Raw genomic sequence first — 16,390 nt, 5'->3', positions numbered from 1 at the left:
GTGATGACGGACAGGGGTGAGGGCTACACCACGACGGCTACAACCGTCTGAGAGGCCGCTAAATGGCGCTGTAAGCGATTTTATGCGCGAGGGAGGATTATGATGAGCAAGAGCGACCTTGAAAGCGAACTGGCGCTGCATTTGCGAGCCAACGACTTTCCGGCGCCTTTTTGACTAACGACCACAAAAATGATAAAATCTCTCTTGTCTAGGTTCATGGTTCCGGGGCGTTTTTTATCGCCCGACAATTGCATACTCTGTGGCAGACCTGCCACCTTTACTCACGGGCACGCCCCGACTGTGAACCTAGACACTTCACAGAGTAAAGGTGGCAGTTTTGCGTTTAGGAGTGAAAACGTGACGGCAAAAGACAAAAAGATATGCAGAATCTGCGGGATACCAAAACCCATTACAGAATTTGGACGCAAGGATTCTAATCGAGATGGCGCAAGACACGAATGCAAACAATGCCTGTCCCAGGTAGAGAGAGAGCGCCGCTTACGGGATGGAGACGTTATCAGGGGGAAACAAAGGGAAAAGTATCACGCCAATCCGTATCCGATAAACCAACAGGCAAAAAAATGGGCAAAAGAAAACCCGAAAAAGCGCCGTGAGATAGCCCTGAAATATGCCCGCGCAAATCTCGACAAGATAAAAACATGGCAAAAGAATAACCCGGAAAAACTTCGGGAAGGAAGGCGACGAAGGCAAGCCGTTAGGAGGGGGAAGGAACTGAACAATGGGGGAGAGATAACAAGGGAGGAGTGGCTATCTATCGCAAATGCAACTGGCGGGCTATGTATTTACTGTGGCCGGGCCGAAAAGATTGCAATAGATCACTTCGTACCATTATCTCTTGGCGGCAAAACGGAGCGGGGAAATCTTGTTCCGTGTTGCGTGAATTGTAATTCGAGGAAAAACAAACATGAACCGAACGCATGGATTATCGAAAACTTTGGATGGCAAACCCTCCGCCGTGTTAGAGGATTTCTCGGATATGTCGAAACTTGAGGCTTCGCTACTATTACACATTCGAGCCAACGAGTTACCGGAGCCTGAGCGAGAGTATAGGTTTCACACAAAGCGTCGATGGAGATTCGATCTTGCCTACCCTGTTAAAAGGCTGGCGATAGAAATCGAGGGCGGTATTTACATGCAGACCAGCACCGGGCGTAGTAAGGGGCACGCCAACCCCAAGCGTTTTGAGCAGGATTGCGAGAAATACAACGAGGCTATCTGCGCGGGTTGGCGCGTCCTACGTGTCACGGCCGACCAGATTCACGACGGTAGCGCGATTGATTGGCTGCGGCGGTTGATGTTTGAACAGGGCGCGGAAGTCGCGCCGTTTTAGGGGAGCTATGGACAGATACACGCAACGACGATTGACCGGACGGCCGACCCGCAACCGCGACGGCTGGCTCGACGAGCTGACCGACATCGACCCGGCGGCGCGGCTCATGATGGCCGTCATCCGGCGGGCGGTGGCCGACACGGGCAGCACGCCGGGACTGGCCGAGCACGCGCGGTATTACATCGACAGCGACGGGGTCGCGGCCGATTGCGCGTGGATTGGGATAGACCCGGATTACATCCGGCGGCAAATGGGATCCGCGAAAGGGGAATAATAAATGACGCGCAAGAACGACCACATCAAGATTGAAAATACATCGACGGGCGGCTACAGAATGTTTTGCGACTACTGCGGCCGCGACCACCTCATCGTGCCGCCGATTCCTATGGATATGTTCCTGGCGATAGGACGGCAGTTCACAAAGGGGCATCGGAACTGTCGGCCGCAGCCAAAGGAGTTGAAGTAAGATGAAACGAGACAAAGAGACAATCCGCAGCATCGCAGTCACGGCCATCGCCGCCGCGCTGCTGGCGTTCGTCGTCTGGACGCTGGCCGCGGCCGATAGTCGCACGTCGCCGCCGGAGTTGCCGACGGCTACGCCGCCGATGGTAGAGGGCACACCTGACACGGGCACGCCCGTAGCGCCGTACCCTGGGCCGGTTGACCCCTATCCGCCGCCGCCGGGTGCAGACCCATACCCGGCTCCCTATCCCGCGCCGGTGTATCTGCCGTTTAGCATCGGCGGCAATGGCGAGCCTTATCCCTAGTCGCCCGGCGCGGTCGTGGCGACTGCGCAACCCGCGCAACGACGACGGGGAGCCGCTGACCGCCGAGGAGCGCGTCATTCACCCGTCGGCCGACATCTACCGGCTGATCGGCGCGATTGTCGCCCAGGCGGTGGCCGACCTCGACGCGGGTTATACCGGCCGGCCGGGGAGTGGCAGCGCCAGCGAACAGTATTGGCGGGCGCAGGCGTATCTATGGTTTTTCCACGGCACGCCGACGGGCTTTGAGATGTTTGTCGTTCGGCTGGGCCTGGAGACGCGCGGCATGTATCCGGCTCATCCGCTATTCGATGACGCGGCCGAGTTGAGACGGCGACGCAATGATCTAAACCTGCTGGCCTTGCCGGTCAGACTGTTTGACCGCCGGATAGCGGCGCTGAATGGTCAAATGGAATTGGGGGAAGGAAAACGGGTAGAATGAGACGAGAGGGCTATGGGTAAACGATACAGTGATGATTTCAGATCTTCGGCCGTGCTCATGTTGGAAGCCGCCGGATACCCTGACACAAAAGGGGCGTTGATGGTGGTTGCCAATCGCCTTGACGTGCCTCATGCTACCCTGTCGCGTTGGGCAAGAAACGTACAGAATCCGCCGCCGCCCGAAATGGTACACGAAAAAAAAGTAAATTTTATTGCCGAACTGAAAGACCTTTTAGGCATTTCGATAGCCGCAGCGAAGGACGCGGCCAGCGACGCCAGCTATAGGGAGTTGGTCACGGGTATAGGCATCGTCGTTGACAAGCTGCAATTATTGACCGGACAGCCGACATGGCGCGGTGAAGTCATTGACTTGTTACGAAGCGGCGCGGTTGCGCCGGAAGTTGTCGAGGCAGAACTTGGGGACGAACTTGCTACAGAGCTATTTAACGCCGCAGGCGTATCACGAGCTTAAGGCCGAGCGCATTGTCAGACAAGCGCGGGCGTCGGCACGTCTGCCCCTGTCGCCCCTTCTGCCGTGGCAATCGCAGGTGATAGCGGAATCGGCGCGATTCAACGTCGTCTGCGTCGGGCGTCGGGCGGGCAAGACGGAGCTGGGCATACAGCTATGCGCCGCCAACGACGTGCTGCGTCACCCGGTCGGCTGGTTCGCGCCGTCGTACAAAATGATGCTGGAAGTCTGGCGGTCGGCCGATATGATCTTCGCGCCCATCATCGCCCGGCGGAATGCGTCCGAACGGCGCATTGAATTCACGACCGGCGGCGTGCTGGAATTCTGGAGCCTCGATAACCCGCTGGCCGGCCGCGGCCGAAAATACAAGCGCATCATCGTTGACGAAGCGGCCTTCATCCCCAACCTGATGCACACATGGGAGCACGTATTGCGTCCGACGCTGGCCGACTATCGCGGCGACGCGTGGCTATTCTCGACGCCGAAAGGGCGCAACGGCTTCTGGCAACTGTGGCAAATGGGGCATGGCGACGGGCGCGATGATTGGCGGTCATGGCAACTGCCGAGTGAGGTCAACCCGACAATACCACCCGACGAACTGGCCGAGATGCGGGCGACCTTGCCCGAACGTGTAACCGCGCAGGAACTCGACGCGATATTCCTCGATGACGCGGGCGGCGTGTTCCACCGCGTCATGGAGTGCGCCACGGCCACGCCGACGGCCGCGCCATTGCCGGGTAGGGCCTACGTTGCCGGGGTTGACGTTGCCGACGCGGCCGACTTCACGGTCATTTCGATCCTCGACGCCAGGACGCGGGAGCAGGTCTATATCGACCGGTTCAACCGCGTCGGCTATACCGCGCTCGAAGACCGCATCCACGCCGCCTATGAGCGCTGGAACATACAGACGATGGTCATCGAAGATAACAGCATAGGCCAGCCGGTCATCGACCACTTGCGCGGGCGGGGCATGAGCATTGTCCCCTTCCATACGTCGGCGGCGTCGAAGCAACCGCTGATCCAGGCGCTACAGGCGGCATTTGAGCACGGCACGATTAAGATACTAAACGACCCTATCCAGATAGGGGAGCTACAGGCGTATGAGGGCAAGCGGATGGCAAGCGGCATGAGCTACGGAGCACCCGGCGGGATGCACGATGATACGGTGATGGCGCTGGCGTTGGCGTGGCATGGGATAGACAGACGCGGGGCAGGAGTATTTCAGTATGCGTAATCCGATAGACACATTTGAGCGATGGCTGATTCAGAGCGACGGGCTGGGCTATGCCGACGTAGCGATGTATCGGGAGTTCTACAAAGGGGAGCATGACATCCGCCTGAGCAAGCGGCAGGAAACGCGGCTCGGTATCACGTCGGCGCAAATTCGGTCGCTGGCCAACATCTGCCCGCTGGTGGTGGACACGGTGGCCGAACGCCTGAGCGTGCAGAGTTTCGCGGCGACAAGTCCGGCGACGGAAAGGGCGCTGGCGATGTGGTGGGCGGCGCGTGACTTGAGCGCGTACCAGGACGATATTCATCTGTCGGCATTGCGTGACGGCGACAGCTATGTGATTGTCGAGTGGGATGACGCGGCCGCTATGCCTGAATTCCATCACGAGATGACCTATGACGGCAGCAACGGAACGGGGATTATCTATTCCAGCGAGCGGCGCGTGCCGTTGTATGGATTCAAAAAGTGGCGGCTTGAGGAAGGCGACGACCGGGGCAAGTCGCGGCTGAATCTCTACTTCGACAACCGCATTGAGAAATACATCACCGGCCGGGCAGGGGCATGGACTGAATACCATGACGGCGAGCGCTGGCCTATCCCGTGGGTTGATGCGACGGGGCAACCGCTGGGCGTGCCGGTCGTGCATTTCCCGACCAACCCCAACGGCGACGATTATGGCACGTCGGAGCTGGAGGCAATCATCCCGCTTCAACGGGTGTTGACATCGCTATGGGTAGACTTGATAGCAGCGGCCGACGCGACGGGTTTTCAATTGGTGACGTTGACCGGCGACGTACCCAGCGAGGAAATGGTCAACGCGGCGCGGGCTATCTGGTACAGTCAGAATCCCGCGGCCGCGTGGGGGACAATCCCGCCGGGCGACCTGTCGCTGCTGGTCGAAGCGGTGCGTCATGCGACGATGACCATCGCGCAGGTGTCGCGCGTGCCGTTGACCATGTTTCAGGACAGCCGTGCGGTGGCCGCGGCTGATACGATTGTGGCGTCGGAGCGCGGGCTAATCGCCAAAATAGCCGACCGCGCCAAAACCTACGGCCTGTCATGGCGGCGGGTGATGCGCCATGCGGTGCGCCTGCATAACACGTTCGGGCCGCGCCCGACGCTTGACGAAGGGGGTATCGTGACGAATTGGGATAGCTTCGAGGAACTGGACTACCTGACCCGTGAGGGCACACGCGCGGCCGTCGCCGCGTCGCACCTGAGCAACGGCCTGTCAATGACAGCGGCCTACACGCTGGCCGGGTATTCGGCCGCTGAACTGGCCGCCATTGCCCGCACCGACACCTACGGCGATGAGGGGTTGACGCAATGACACCGCGACCGCCGGGCAAACGGGGCAAGGCGATTCAGTGGACAGATGAGGATTTAGACCGCATGGCGGAAATTCACGTCACCGAGGATACGCCGCTCATGCTGGAATTCGTGCGACGCTACGGCAGCCCGCGGCTCATGGCGCTGCTAACGGCCGCGCGGCCGACGGATGACGAAGGCGCTACCAATGCCTGAATACACCTGGTCAACAATCCAGACCGCGCGGGGCGAGCAGCACCGCTATCGAGATACGGCTACCGGGCGCTACGTTTCGGCCGCTTCCGTGCGCGGGGAACTGGACAGATTTGTCGATAAGGCCGGGCGTGAATCGGCGCGGGCGTTGACCGAACAACTGCGAGACGGCAAGATCGCGCTGCCTGAATGGCAGACGGCAATGGCGCGGGCGGTGAAGAACGTCAACTATGCCGCCGTTGCCGCTGCGTCGGGCGGGGTCGAAAACATGACCGCCGTCGAGCGCGGGCGGGCCGGTGGCATCATACGCGGCCAGTATGCCTATCTACGCCAGTTCGCCGCCGACATCGAGAGCGGCAAGCAGCCGTTGGACGGCCGCGCCGTGCGCCGAGCCGAGATGTATATGCAAGCCGGGCGCGGCGCGTTTCATGCGCAAAAACGGGCGGGCGCGGCTGACGCCATGCCCGGGCAGCGGCTGATGGTGCGGTCGCATCGGCATCGCGGCGACAGTTGTCGGACGTGCATTGCGCTCAACGGCAAATGGTTTGCAATGGGCGATCCTGAATATATTCCCGTTGGACATCGTGAATGTAATGTATCGTGCCGCTGCGATGAGGAATTAGGCACGATGGATATAGACGGCATAATCACAGGGCTGGGGCGCTCCTCTTTCTGACCACCTGTTCGACAGACGTACACTTCCCTAACCCCCCTTTTCCGCGCTCGCTCTGTGTTAGGCGCAAGTGCCCGGCCAACTACCGGGCACTTTGTTATGGGCTACTCATCGCCAAATGGATTTTTAACTATGGCATTTCATACAATAACGGGCATGACTGATACAACCCAACTGACCGAGACGGTAGATGAGCGAGATGCTCCCGTTGGTGACGACATTGAGAAAATGCGGGCCGCGAAAGAGAAAGCGAACGCAGAAGCGGCGGCTCGGCGGCTTGAGGTAAAGGCGCTCAAAGAAGAACTTGACGCCCTGAAACAAACGCAGGCGGCGACCGAGACGGCCGCGCTTGCCGAACAGGGCAAGTTCAAGGAGCTCTATGAGACGGCCGAAAACCGCGCCGCGACGCTGGAGAAACAGCTACGCGAGCAAGCCGACGAAATCGCCGCGCAAAAGCTGGCGCTATTGCGCCAACAGGTAGCGACCGAGAAGGGGCTACCGGCGGCGTTGGCCGACCGACTGCAAGGCACGACGGCCGAAGAATTGACCGCCGACGCCGACACGCTGCTGGCCGCCATGCCGCGGCCGAACGCGCCCGCGCTTGACGGCGGGGCGAGAGGCAACGGCAACGGGCCGACGGTTGACGAGATGAATCGAATCCTGTCGCGTTACAACATTAGCCCGCGCTATTTGGAAAAAATGGAGTAGAGGAAATGACTATTGCGAGAAACACAAACGCGGCCGCCATTAAACCGGTCACTCGGCAGTGTGTCATCATTCGTGGCACGGTCGGGGCGACGGTTGAGGCGGGCGAGGCGGTGACGCTGCAATCGGACGGGTTTTGGGATCCCGCCATTGCGACGGCCGTCGTAAAGAATGCCGGTCTGGCCGTACAGGGCGGGGCCGTGGGTGACGAGATCGACATCGTCATCCTGGGTGAAATCGAGTGTGTAACCGGAGCAACGCCGGGCGCTATTGTCTATGTCAGTGACACGGCGGGCGAACCGGCCGAGACCGCAGGTACAAAGTCTTTTGTCCTGGGGTATGCCAAATCGACCACGGCGCTGATTGTCATGCCGCAAACGGTGGCATTTTCCTAACGGAGTGAATGAACATGGCGATTAAAGGTTATCGAGATTTATCCTCCGTGATTCTGCCGCCCGCGCAAGACCTGGCGGCGTTGCGGAAATTCCAGCTGGCCGACGGCACGTCGCAAGAGCAACTGTTTAGCGAGTTGGTTGTGGCCGCGTCGGGGCTGGCCGGGGAATTTGCCCGTCATCCTCTGTGGCGGTCGCTGGTATCGTTTCAGGATGACCCGGCGGTCAACTACGCCGCCGGAGCGTCGAGCTATGCCGACGCATTTACCGAGTACGGCCGCGGCACGCCGCAGCACGCCGAACGCAGCGGCCACATGTTGCCGCTCCGCAAGTGGGACGCTCAACTAGGTTGGACATGGGCGAAGCTGAAAGAGATGGGACTGTCCGAGGGGCAGGATGACATCAATCTGGCAATCGACCGGATGCGTAACCGCTACCGGCAGCAGGCGATTCAGCGCCTTTTGCAGCGCGGCGACGATAGCGGCGCGGGCAAGGGGCTGGGCACGTCGGGCTACTCGCCGGGCTTTGCTACAGCGGCCTCAGTGACTAATGTTGACTTCACGCCGCCCGCGTTCGGCGGCACGACCTTCACCGACACCCACGAGCACTACGTGGCCGCGGCCGGTGGCTGGACAACGGGGATCATCGAGGACATGGAAGCCGAGCTGATGGAACACGGCCACGCGCCGACCTATCGGCTGCTCATTTCCGGGGCCGACGAGGGGACTGTTACCGGGTTGACCGGGTTCGTCAAGGCCGCGCCTCTGGCCTATCAGTTGGGTAGCGGTTCGGCCGTTGCGCAGCCTGAAGAAGAAGACAGCGCCGACGGGTTCCGCTTTATCGGTTCCTATCAGAACACCCGCGTCTATGTCACACCGGGCATGCCGCAGTACTACGGATTCTCCTATCGCAGCTATGGCGCACTGTCGCCGCGCAATCCCGTCCGGGTGCGCGTGGAGAAAGGTCAGAGCGCGCCGGCGTTTCGCGTGTTGAGCGGCGGCGCGGATGACGAGATTAAGTCCGTCCGTGACCTCATGCTTTACATCGAATTGGGCGTTGGCGTGGGCGACCGTACCAACGGCACGACCCGCTACGTCAACAATGCGACGTGGGCCGACGGCGTAGCGCTCTAGGAGGTCTGGCATGGGTGAGCCGATAACGGTCTACGACAAGAACGGCAAGCCGCTGACAGTCCACGGCCGCGCCTATGCGGATGGTCTGATAGCCGCTGGAGAGGCAACCGCGCAGCCGAAAGCCGCGCAACCCGCACCGGCGGCTATCGAAGACGCGCCGCAAAAGCCGCGCCGCAAGGGAGCCGCCTAATGGCCTATGGCAGCGCCGACAGCATAGCCGCATTCGTGCCGCGATTTGCCAACAAGTCGGGACGGTTTGATAACGTGACCGTCCCGACGCTGGAAACCGTTGACGAGTGGCGGGCGCAGGTTAGCGCCATGCTGGACATAGCAATGGCGACGGCCGGACTACCCGCACCGGCAATGGCCGCGACAGTCGTCACGATGCTGGATTCGTTCGTTAATGCGAACGTGTCCGGCCTCGTGCGTGGCGTGAATGGGCAGGGGCGATTTGCCGAGAAACCGACATCGACCGATGAGATGTTGCTGGCGATCTCCGACGCGGCCGATGCGTGGGTGCAGCGTCGGGCAACGGGCATAGCGGCGCAGTCGGGCATACCTGAAGATGAGGCCGCGCCGGGCAGTAAGGCCGGGTCGCGTCTGCCGATGCGCGGGCTGGAGTACACACGAGAGCCGTCACGCGGGGAATACTCATGATTCATTTTGAGTATCACCAAAAGGGGCATGAGCGGGTAGTGAGCACGCTCAGGCGCGTGGCGACGCGCGGCCAGAAGGAGATGGAAGATACAACGTATCTTTGGGCGGCTCAGCGCATGGCGACGCAACTACAGGCGAAACCATACCCGCCGGAACGGCCGCGACAGCGCTACGTTCGCACCGGGCAACTGGGGCGCTCATGGGGCGCACGTCGTTCACCCGGCGGGGCTACGATTTTCAACAATCGACCCTATGCGCGGTATCCGGTCGGCGACGGCAAGGGCAAGGGACAGGCGTGGATGCACGCGGGCCGCTGGTGGTTGGCAGCCGACGTTATCCGCAACGAGCGGCCGACGTTGGGGTCGATGCTCAAGAACAAGCTGAAAAGTCTGTTCTCTCTTGGAGCGGGCCGATGAGCGAACTGTCACGGCAACAGGCAATAGCGGCGGCGCTTGCGGACGTATTTCAGGACGGCAGCATCCTGATCAACGATTACGCCACGCCGCAGACGGCCAGCCGCAAGCGCGCGCCGTGGGCGGTACTGGCAACGGGCGATGATTTTATCGCGGAGCCGGGCGAATCGTGGCAAACGCCGACGGCTTCATGGCGCGTCTTTCTGACACTGCTAGACTATCGCGCCGGGCGGTCGGAGAAAGAGGCGCTCGACGCATTTCAGGCAATTAGGCAATCGACAATTGAGGCGCTATTGAGCGTGCCGTATCTGGTTGAGCGCATCGAGGCTCAGACGGCCGTCGGGCCGTACTTCACCGAAGAGGGAGAGCCAGACCCGGATTCAATCGCGCAGGCGCTGGTAATTCATATTACAGATTACGAGGTGTAACTATGGCCGGAGATACCGGGCAGGGAATGACCGCGAAGCTGGGGACTACGGTAATCCCTCAAATCACCAGCATCGAGATGGACAATAGCGGCGATGAAATAACCGAAATTGTCGCCGACGGCGTGTTGACGCAGGTATTGGGTTCAAAATGGAAATGGACGGTTAATTTTGTCATGCCGACGACGGCAACCCATACGCTGGAAGGGTCGCTGAAGGCGAATCAGAACGGCGCACTGGAAATCGTGACAGGGAAAACAAAATACACGGCGGCCGCCGGGCGTAGCTCCGGGATCAGGAAAACGTCGCCCGCGAATAACTTCATCACCTGTCAGGTCACTTTGCTTTGTGACAATGAGCCGACGCTGGCCGCCGCGCCGTAGCGGCAAGGGGATTGTATGGCGGATAAAAAGGCAAAGGTAGACGACGACGCGGCCGACACGTTCGGCCGCGTCTTTGAGATAAAGGGCGATCTGCGGCAGCGGGACGTTGCCGCGTGGAATCGGGCGTATATCACACTCGACACCGGCAAGGGCACGGCCGACGAGCGGCAGGCGTGTCTACAGGCGGCTATCGAAGCGCGTTGGATTGAATCGCCTGAGACGCGCTATGAGGACGTGATCGACCAGGACGGCGGCAAAACGCGCCGGTTCTATTTTGACGGCGTGCAGGTCGATGACATGCTGGCCGCCGAGGTGAATTACTACGGTTCGCTATGCAGCTATGAATTTCAGCGGCTCATGCGCGTCCCAAAAGCCTTGTCCTCGCAGTAGCGGCGTATGTCGAGGACAACGGCCCCAAGCCGCCGGAACTGGACTATTGGCTGTATCGGAACTGGGGCGCGCCGGAAAGCGGCGGCTGGATGGACTGGCCGGCGGGGGAGTTCACCCGCGCCCGCGCCGCCGCTAACATCTACGTAGCCATGAGCGGCTACACCGGCGCGGCGAACAAAGTGCAATGGTGCGACCTGAATCCCGACGGCTGGAAGGTCGTCTCCTACGTGTTCGCGCTACAAAATGAGGGGCTAGATGGCTGATACCGAGTACACAATAGCCGCGCGGTTTCAGGGAGACGGGGAGCTACGCAACGCAGCCAATTCATTCGACGGCGTCCGAGACGCGGCAAAACGGTCGATGTCGTCTATTGAATCCGCCGGGCGCGGCGGCATTCGCTCATGGACGGAACTCAATTCTGTAATTAGTCTGGCCGGGCAGGCGCTCGGCACGTTGCAAAACGTGGCCGGGAACGCGATGGCCGCGCTATCCGAAGGCGCGGCGCTATCGGCGGCGCGTGACAAATTCGACAATCTGGCCGCGTCGATTAACACCACCGGCGACGCGCTGCTGGGCGTCATGCGCGAGGCGACCAGCGGCATGATGACCGATGCGGAGCTTGTGGCGTCGGCTACCGACCTCATGTCGCTGGGTCTTGCCAAGAACGAGGATCAGGTTAAGCGGCTATCGTCCGTCATCGGCACGCTGGGCTGGGACATGCAGCAGGTCGTGTTGACGATGGCGAATAACAGCACCATGCGCCTCGACGCGCTGGGGCTATCGATGGAATCCGTGACGGGCCGGGCGAAGGAGCTAAAAGACGCGGGCATGTCGATGGATGAGGCGTTTGACCTTGCCGTGCTGGAGGCGGGGGAAGCCAAGATCGCGCTGCTGGGCAACACGGCCGACACGACGGCCGGAAAGATTCAACAGATGGGCGTCATGGTTGAAAACGCGGGCGACCAGTTCAAGGTCGCTTTTGCTGAGGGCATGGCCGAGAGCATCGGGGCCGCCCTGGAATCGGCGGAGGAACTCGAAGACGCCGTAAGTCGGGTTGGTAAAGCCGCCGGTAGCACGGCGGGCGTTTTAAGCAGCACATGGACGTTCGCGCTCGCAGAGGCAGCGGCAACTCAGGAATTAAGAACAATCGGTGGCGACATAGACGCCGTCACCGAGAAAATGAAGGAGCTGGGGCTTATCCGCTACAGGGGCGACAATGTCGAACTAGCCGCGCAGCGTTACCGCATATTACGCGAAGAGATTGAGCGGCTACAGGCGGCGCAGACCATGCTCAACGCGCCCATCGACTACATGGGGCAGCCGACGCGGCCGACAAAACAGGGAGAAATCGACGCCCGCGCGGCAATGTCAACTGAGACGTATTGGCGTGCGCTGGCTAATGCCACCGAGAAAAACGAGTGGCTGGCACGTGCCGCCGACATGGCCCGCGACGCACAGCGGCGGGCGGCGGCCGCCGACAGCGAGCGCGCGCAATCGCTGGCCGACGTAGCGGCAAAGCTCGAATTGGCGGCAACGGCTCAACAAACGTGGGCGGATTACGTGACGGGGGCCAATGCGCGCGGCGGCGGCAACTTCGCGGGCTTTCTGGACAGCATCGGCGACGCGCGAGAGCAGGGCAGCACGTGGGGCTATGACCTCATGCAATCCATCTATGACGCCATGCGCGACGGCGGCGCTGGTGTCAATCCGCTATCGGAGTTTGCCGTCACGGTCGGCGCGTCGGTCGATGACATCAAGGCGTCGATTGCGGCGACGCAGGAACAGACCATCGTCGACTATCTCGCGCAACAGGCGAAAGACGGGAAGCTGGCATGGGAGGACTACGCGGCCGCCGTTGAAAACGCTATCCGCATCCTCAACGGCGGGATGGCGATAGACCTGGGGCCGCGTGAAGCGCCTGAGATGGAAGATCGCGGGTTCCGTGAGGGTTTTCAGGAAGGGCTAGACCCGTCGGCCCTTCCAGAGAAATACACCATTGAAATCGACGCCGACACGAAATTAGCGATTGCCGCCGTCAATGAGGCGAAAGGGTTGGTAGACGGGTTCGCCAATCCGGCTGAGGTCTATCAAGCGGTGATGGATATGGACATCACCGCCGTCGAGACAGGCACGGCGACGGCGACAACACTCATTAACGGCATACCGACCGAGAAAACTGTCACTATCAACTTCAGGGAAACGGGCGGCGACGTGCTAGGGGCGTTACGCGCTCTGGGAGTGATACCGTAAATGTATAACGTACAAATCGCCAGTTTCGCGGCGACGTTCGGCGTTACGTTCAATGCCGAGGCGGCGGGTGTGCGCGTGGAGCCAGCGTCAACAATCGGTGGGCCGGATGTTATCGTCCGCATTGTCAGGAACCAGGCGGGGGCGCTCATCGACATTGACGGCACGGACACGGCCGACACGTCGCCGCCGCAGCTGACATTCTCTTTTCGATTCGTCGCCGACAATCCCGCCGGGCATACGCAGTACAACAATCTGATAGCGGCGAAGGGAAGGACTGGCACGTTTTACGGCAAAATCCACGGCGCGGCTGGGTCAACAACCTACAGCGCACCGGCGCGGCTGATTGACGTGACCGGCAACGCCCGCGGCTGGCAACGGGTAGGGATGCAATCGGTACTGGTTGTCACGGCGACGTGGCAGCTAAGGGATTTTCTGAGCTAATGGCGCGATCATTTGGGGAACTCCGGGCTAAATTTTACGACCTGAGCAATACCGCTATCGTTCTGAACGGCTCAGAGTACCTGTTAGACATCGTGCCCGATTCGGCCGAGTGGGTGAGCAGTATCTCGCAACTAGGGAACGGCCGCGTAAGGCTTTTCAATACTGCCCGCGCGCAAACAATGGCGACCATTGGCCGGATTTGTGTTGTCGAGCAGCGCACCGGGTATGTTGACGCCAACAATAGCAAAATAATTACCATGTTCCTGATCGAGGACGTGGAGCCGTTCACCGATTCGCAGGGTATCAGCATGATCGAGATACGCGGCGGCGGCGTGGAGAAGTTGCTGACGCGCTATCCCGTTTTCACTGCGATTGGGGCTGAGACGATCTATAGCACGACGCTAACATCGGCTGCCGCCGGGCCGACATCGACCACTCTATCCGAGGGCGCGCCGACCGGCAATAACAGCGCACGACTGGCATCGCTGTCAAACGTTGACGTGGGCGACGAAGTGCGCATCCAGATGGATAACACGAACTGGCATATCGCCCGCGTGTTGGCGGTTGAGCCGCCGGGCGCGCCTGAGCGGGTTATCCAGTTTGAACCCGACCTGTCGGCCGGGGCCAGTTCCGGCAACGCAGTTTCAACCCGCACGGCGCGGCTTGTGGTTGGCAACGTTGCCAACATGGTCGCCGGGCAGAAAGTGATCGTGACGCTCAACAGCGGCACGCACACGACGACAATCAAAAGTGTTGACAGCGCCGCGAAGGTGCTTGTCATCGTTGACGGCATGGCGTCGGCCGCCGATAGCGGCAAAAACGTGGCCGTCTATGACTACAGCAAGCCCACGACCAATGACGTAACACAGGTCATGGCGAAGGCCGACGGCTGGAGCACAAACTTTCAGACGGGCACGGGCACGGCAATCGGCACGGCACACAAGCCGGTCGGCGAAAGCGTCTTTGACATTCTGCTATCCATTGCCGAGCGCACCGGGGAATTTTTCCGCTATACAACGAACTGGACAGGCGTGCCGACGCGCGCCATTGATTGGCGACGCGCGCCGGATGAGTCGGGCGTCGTGCTCAAAATGTACCAACCGACCGCGCCATATGAACAGGATGAGGATGAGACAGACGAGACGGTCGGCACGTTATTTAGTCTGAAGAAACGAACAACGACAGGGCTAATTACCCGCATTTATCCATCGGCGGGCAATCAGAACATAGGGCTGCGCCACTGTTCAAACGACGCCCTGAGCGTCGCATTAAACGCCGGATGCTATGTGACGCTATCGGAGGATGCAAGCGTCCCGGACAGTGTGACACACAGCCCCGGCGTATCAACCTACGGCGTTCGCGCCGTTAGCGAGAGCTATGGCGACATATCGGTCGCCGACGATGCTAACCTGGACGAGCTAACGGCGGCCAGCGACCAGCTATTGCTAAACGCCATACAGTCGTTGGTACTGGCGCAATCGCGCGTTTACTTCACGGCTGAGGCGTTTATCCCGGTACACGTAAAGCCGGGGCAGAAGATTCAGGTGAGGAACACGACGCGCACTGCGCCGTTTGATTTCGGCAGCACGAAATACATCATTTTGGATGTGACTGAGAGAACGCGCGACGGGCGACCGTATACGGTCCTAACACTATCGGACACGATGGGGCTAAAGCGAACGGCCGCCAATTCATTCGGCATGACAATCCGCGCCATGACACAGACGGTCAAGCGCATCGAAACGCGCGGCGGCGGCGGCAAGTCGATTGTCGTGAGCGGTGGAGGCGGGGAACCGGCGGGCGGGCCATACGTGCCGGTTGTCGGCGGCGTAACCGTTACCGGCAACATCGGCGCGGCGGCGGGGGTGACATTCGACGGCGTGGACGTATCTGCCCACGTCGCCGACGCCAACGCCCATCACGCGGCCGTCACGCTGGCCAATACCGGGCTATCGCTATCGGGGCAATCCGTCGGGTTGAATCTTGCGGCGTCATCGGGGCTGTTGATAAGTGGCGGCGTTAGCGTGCAACTGGACAGCCCCAGCGGGTTGACGAAGGGGGCGGGCGGCATCGCCATTGCCGACACGCTGGCCGGGCAAGGCTTGACCATGAGCGGCAAGGTGCTAAACATCGCGCTGGCCTCTCCAAGCGGGTTGACACTCAATTCCGGGCTGCTGGCATTGGGCACGCCGGGCACGTTATCGGCCACATCAACGAACCTGCTACAGGCGGGTAGCCACACCCACGCCGTTACGGCGACCGACAACGCCAAGACGACGGTCGGCACGCTGCTAAGGGGGTCGGCGGCGGGCGACTTGACGCTGCGCAATCTGACGGCCGACAAGGCGACCACGCCACTAATTAACACAACGGCGGGCAACTTGACGCTAGACCCGGCCGGGGGCACGGTCATCAGCGACGGCAATCTGTCGTTCGTCGGCGCGCGGTCGATAGTGACCGATAGCGGCAGTTTGACGTTAGCGCCGGTCAATTCGTTGATCATCAATCCGGCCGACAACATCGCGCAGATCAACAGCGCGGTAACGCTGAAGACGGCGCACTGGGCCAGTGGATTCCTCGGCACGGGCTGGGGCCTGACCTATGACGGTGTGTTCGACGCACGGCAGATAACGGCCGATGAGCTGCACGTCGCCGCGTTCATTGCCGACACGGCGCGGGTGAAAGTCGGGGCAGAGTACATCACGCCGTCGATGGGGCTGCTCTCGCGCAACTTCACCATCCCAGCCGTTA

Annotated in this window: 24 protein-coding genes; all 24 read left to right on the top strand. The window is 60.7% G+C overall.

What is annotated here, in order from left to right; genetic code table 11:
• Window positions 1–357 precede the first annotated feature (357 nt).
• Window positions 358–1,011, top strand: coding sequence for an HNH endonuclease (locus PLC66_RS20365; protein ID WP_324543925.1), 654 nt, complete (start codon window positions 358–360; stop codon window positions 1,009–1,011).
• 142 nt (window positions 1,012–1,153) lie between these two features.
• The gene (locus PLC66_RS20360) at window positions 1,154–1,351 is read left to right on the top strand and encodes a putative endonuclease domain-containing protein (RefSeq protein WP_324543923.1); all 198 of its coding nucleotides are present in this window, start codon (window positions 1,154–1,156) and stop codon (window positions 1,349–1,351) included.
• A gap of 7 nt (window positions 1,352–1,358) precedes the next feature.
• Window positions 1,359–1,625, top strand: a complete 267-nt coding sequence (locus PLC66_RS20355) for an RNA methyltransferase (protein ID WP_324543921.1) — start codon at window positions 1,359–1,361, stop codon at window positions 1,623–1,625.
• Window positions 1,626–1,628: 3 nt separating this feature from the next.
• Window positions 1,629–1,817 carry a hypothetical protein gene (locus PLC66_RS20350; RefSeq protein ID WP_324543919.1) on the top strand — a complete coding sequence of 63 codons (189 nt, stop codon included), beginning with the start codon at window positions 1,629–1,631 and terminating at the stop codon, window positions 1,815–1,817.
• Window position 1,818: 1 nt separating this feature from the next.
• Window positions 1,819–2,118: a hypothetical protein gene (locus PLC66_RS20345; RefSeq protein WP_324543917.1), complete on the top strand. Its 300-nt coding sequence runs from the start codon at window positions 1,819–1,821 to the stop codon at window positions 2,116–2,118.
• Complete coding sequence (locus tag PLC66_RS20340; protein ID WP_324543915.1) at window positions 2,099–2,557, top strand: hypothetical protein; 459 nt, start codon at window positions 2,099–2,101, stop codon at window positions 2,555–2,557. Before PLC66_RS20345 ends, PLC66_RS20340 begins: the two co-directional genes overlap by 20 nt.
• Before the next feature lie 12 nt (window positions 2,558–2,569).
• Window positions 2,570–3,028 carry a hypothetical protein gene (locus PLC66_RS20335; protein WP_324543913.1) on the top strand — a complete coding sequence of 153 codons (459 nt, stop codon included), beginning with the start codon at window positions 2,570–2,572 and terminating at the stop codon, window positions 3,026–3,028.
• Window positions 2,985–4,259: a phage terminase large subunit family protein gene (locus PLC66_RS20330; RefSeq protein WP_324543911.1), complete on the top strand. Its 1,275-nt coding sequence runs from the start codon at window positions 2,985–2,987 to the stop codon at window positions 4,257–4,259. The genes PLC66_RS20335 and PLC66_RS20330 overlap by 44 nt, the downstream gene beginning before the upstream one ends.
• On the top strand, window positions 4,252–5,586 hold the full coding sequence (locus PLC66_RS20325) for a phage portal protein (protein WP_324543909.1): 1,335 nt from the start codon (window positions 4,252–4,254) through the stop codon (window positions 5,584–5,586). The genes PLC66_RS20330 and PLC66_RS20325 overlap by 8 nt, the downstream gene beginning before the upstream one ends.
• Window positions 5,587–5,648: 62 nt before the next feature.
• Complete coding sequence (locus tag PLC66_RS20320; protein ID WP_324543907.1) at window positions 5,649–5,780, top strand: hypothetical protein; 132 nt, start codon at window positions 5,649–5,651, stop codon at window positions 5,778–5,780.
• On the top strand, window positions 5,773–6,453 hold the full coding sequence (locus tag PLC66_RS20315; protein WP_324543905.1) for a hypothetical protein: 681 nt from the start codon (window positions 5,773–5,775) through the stop codon (window positions 6,451–6,453). The genes PLC66_RS20320 and PLC66_RS20315 overlap by 8 nt, the downstream gene beginning before the upstream one ends.
• 153 nt (window positions 6,454–6,606) lie before the next feature.
• Window positions 6,607–7,158, top strand: coding sequence for a hypothetical protein (locus PLC66_RS20310; RefSeq protein ID WP_324543904.1), 552 nt, complete (start codon window positions 6,607–6,609; stop codon window positions 7,156–7,158).
• A 5-nt stretch (window positions 7,159–7,163) separates the two neighbouring features.
• Window positions 7,164–7,550 carry a hypothetical protein gene (locus PLC66_RS20305; RefSeq protein WP_324543902.1) on the top strand — a complete coding sequence of 129 codons (387 nt, stop codon included), beginning with the start codon at window positions 7,164–7,166 and terminating at the stop codon, window positions 7,548–7,550.
• Window positions 7,551–7,558: 8 nt separating this feature from the next.
• Window positions 7,559–8,680 carry a hypothetical protein gene (locus PLC66_RS20300; RefSeq protein WP_324543900.1) on the top strand — a complete coding sequence of 374 codons (1,122 nt, stop codon included), beginning with the start codon at window positions 7,559–7,561 and terminating at the stop codon, window positions 8,678–8,680.
• 10 nt (window positions 8,681–8,690) lie between these two features.
• Window positions 8,691–8,870 carry a hypothetical protein gene (locus tag PLC66_RS20295; RefSeq protein ID WP_324543899.1) on the top strand — a complete coding sequence of 60 codons (180 nt, stop codon included), beginning with the start codon at window positions 8,691–8,693 and terminating at the stop codon, window positions 8,868–8,870.
• Window positions 8,870–9,337, top strand: a complete 468-nt coding sequence (locus PLC66_RS20290; protein WP_324543897.1) for a hypothetical protein — start codon at window positions 8,870–8,872, stop codon at window positions 9,335–9,337. Before PLC66_RS20295 ends, PLC66_RS20290 begins: the two co-directional genes overlap by 1 nt.
• On the top strand, window positions 9,334–9,753 hold the full coding sequence (locus PLC66_RS20285) for a hypothetical protein (protein WP_324543895.1): 420 nt from the start codon (window positions 9,334–9,336) through the stop codon (window positions 9,751–9,753). Before PLC66_RS20290 ends, PLC66_RS20285 begins: the two co-directional genes overlap by 4 nt.
• Window positions 9,750–10,178, top strand: coding sequence for a hypothetical protein (locus tag PLC66_RS20280; RefSeq protein ID WP_324543893.1), 429 nt, complete (start codon window positions 9,750–9,752; stop codon window positions 10,176–10,178). Before PLC66_RS20285 ends, PLC66_RS20280 begins: the two co-directional genes overlap by 4 nt.
• A 2-nt stretch (window positions 10,179–10,180) precedes the next feature.
• Window positions 10,181–10,558, top strand: a complete 378-nt coding sequence (locus tag PLC66_RS20275; RefSeq protein WP_324543891.1) for a hypothetical protein — start codon at window positions 10,181–10,183, stop codon at window positions 10,556–10,558.
• A 15-nt stretch (window positions 10,559–10,573) separates the two neighbouring features.
• On the top strand, window positions 10,574–10,948 hold the full coding sequence (locus tag PLC66_RS20270; protein WP_324543889.1) for a hypothetical protein: 375 nt from the start codon (window positions 10,574–10,576) through the stop codon (window positions 10,946–10,948).
• Window positions 10,949–11,037: 89 nt separating this feature from the next.
• A complete protein-coding gene (locus tag PLC66_RS20265) occupies window positions 11,038–11,211 on the top strand; it encodes a hypothetical protein (RefSeq protein WP_324543887.1) in 174 nt (57 codons plus the stop codon).
• The gene (locus tag PLC66_RS20260; RefSeq protein ID WP_324543885.1) at window positions 11,204–13,198 is read left to right on the top strand and encodes a hypothetical protein; all 1,995 of its coding nucleotides are present in this window, start codon (window positions 11,204–11,206) and stop codon (window positions 13,196–13,198) included. The genes PLC66_RS20265 and PLC66_RS20260 overlap by 8 nt, the downstream gene beginning before the upstream one ends.
• A complete protein-coding gene (locus PLC66_RS20255) occupies window positions 13,199–13,639 on the top strand; it encodes a hypothetical protein (protein ID WP_324543884.1) in 441 nt (146 codons plus the stop codon). It begins immediately after the preceding gene.
• A 257-nt stretch (window positions 13,640–13,896) separates the two neighbouring features.
• Window positions 13,897–16,390 (top strand): hypothetical protein (locus tag PLC66_RS20250; protein WP_324543882.1); only part of this gene is annotated, 2,494 nt, incomplete at its 3' end.

This window comes from Thauera sp. (assembly GCF_035444905.1).
GTDB lineage: Bacteria > Pseudomonadota > Gammaproteobacteria > Burkholderiales > Rhodocyclaceae > Thauera.
The sequence above is the reverse complement of the archived record's forward strand: the minus strand, read 5'-3'. Positions and strand labels throughout refer to the sequence as shown.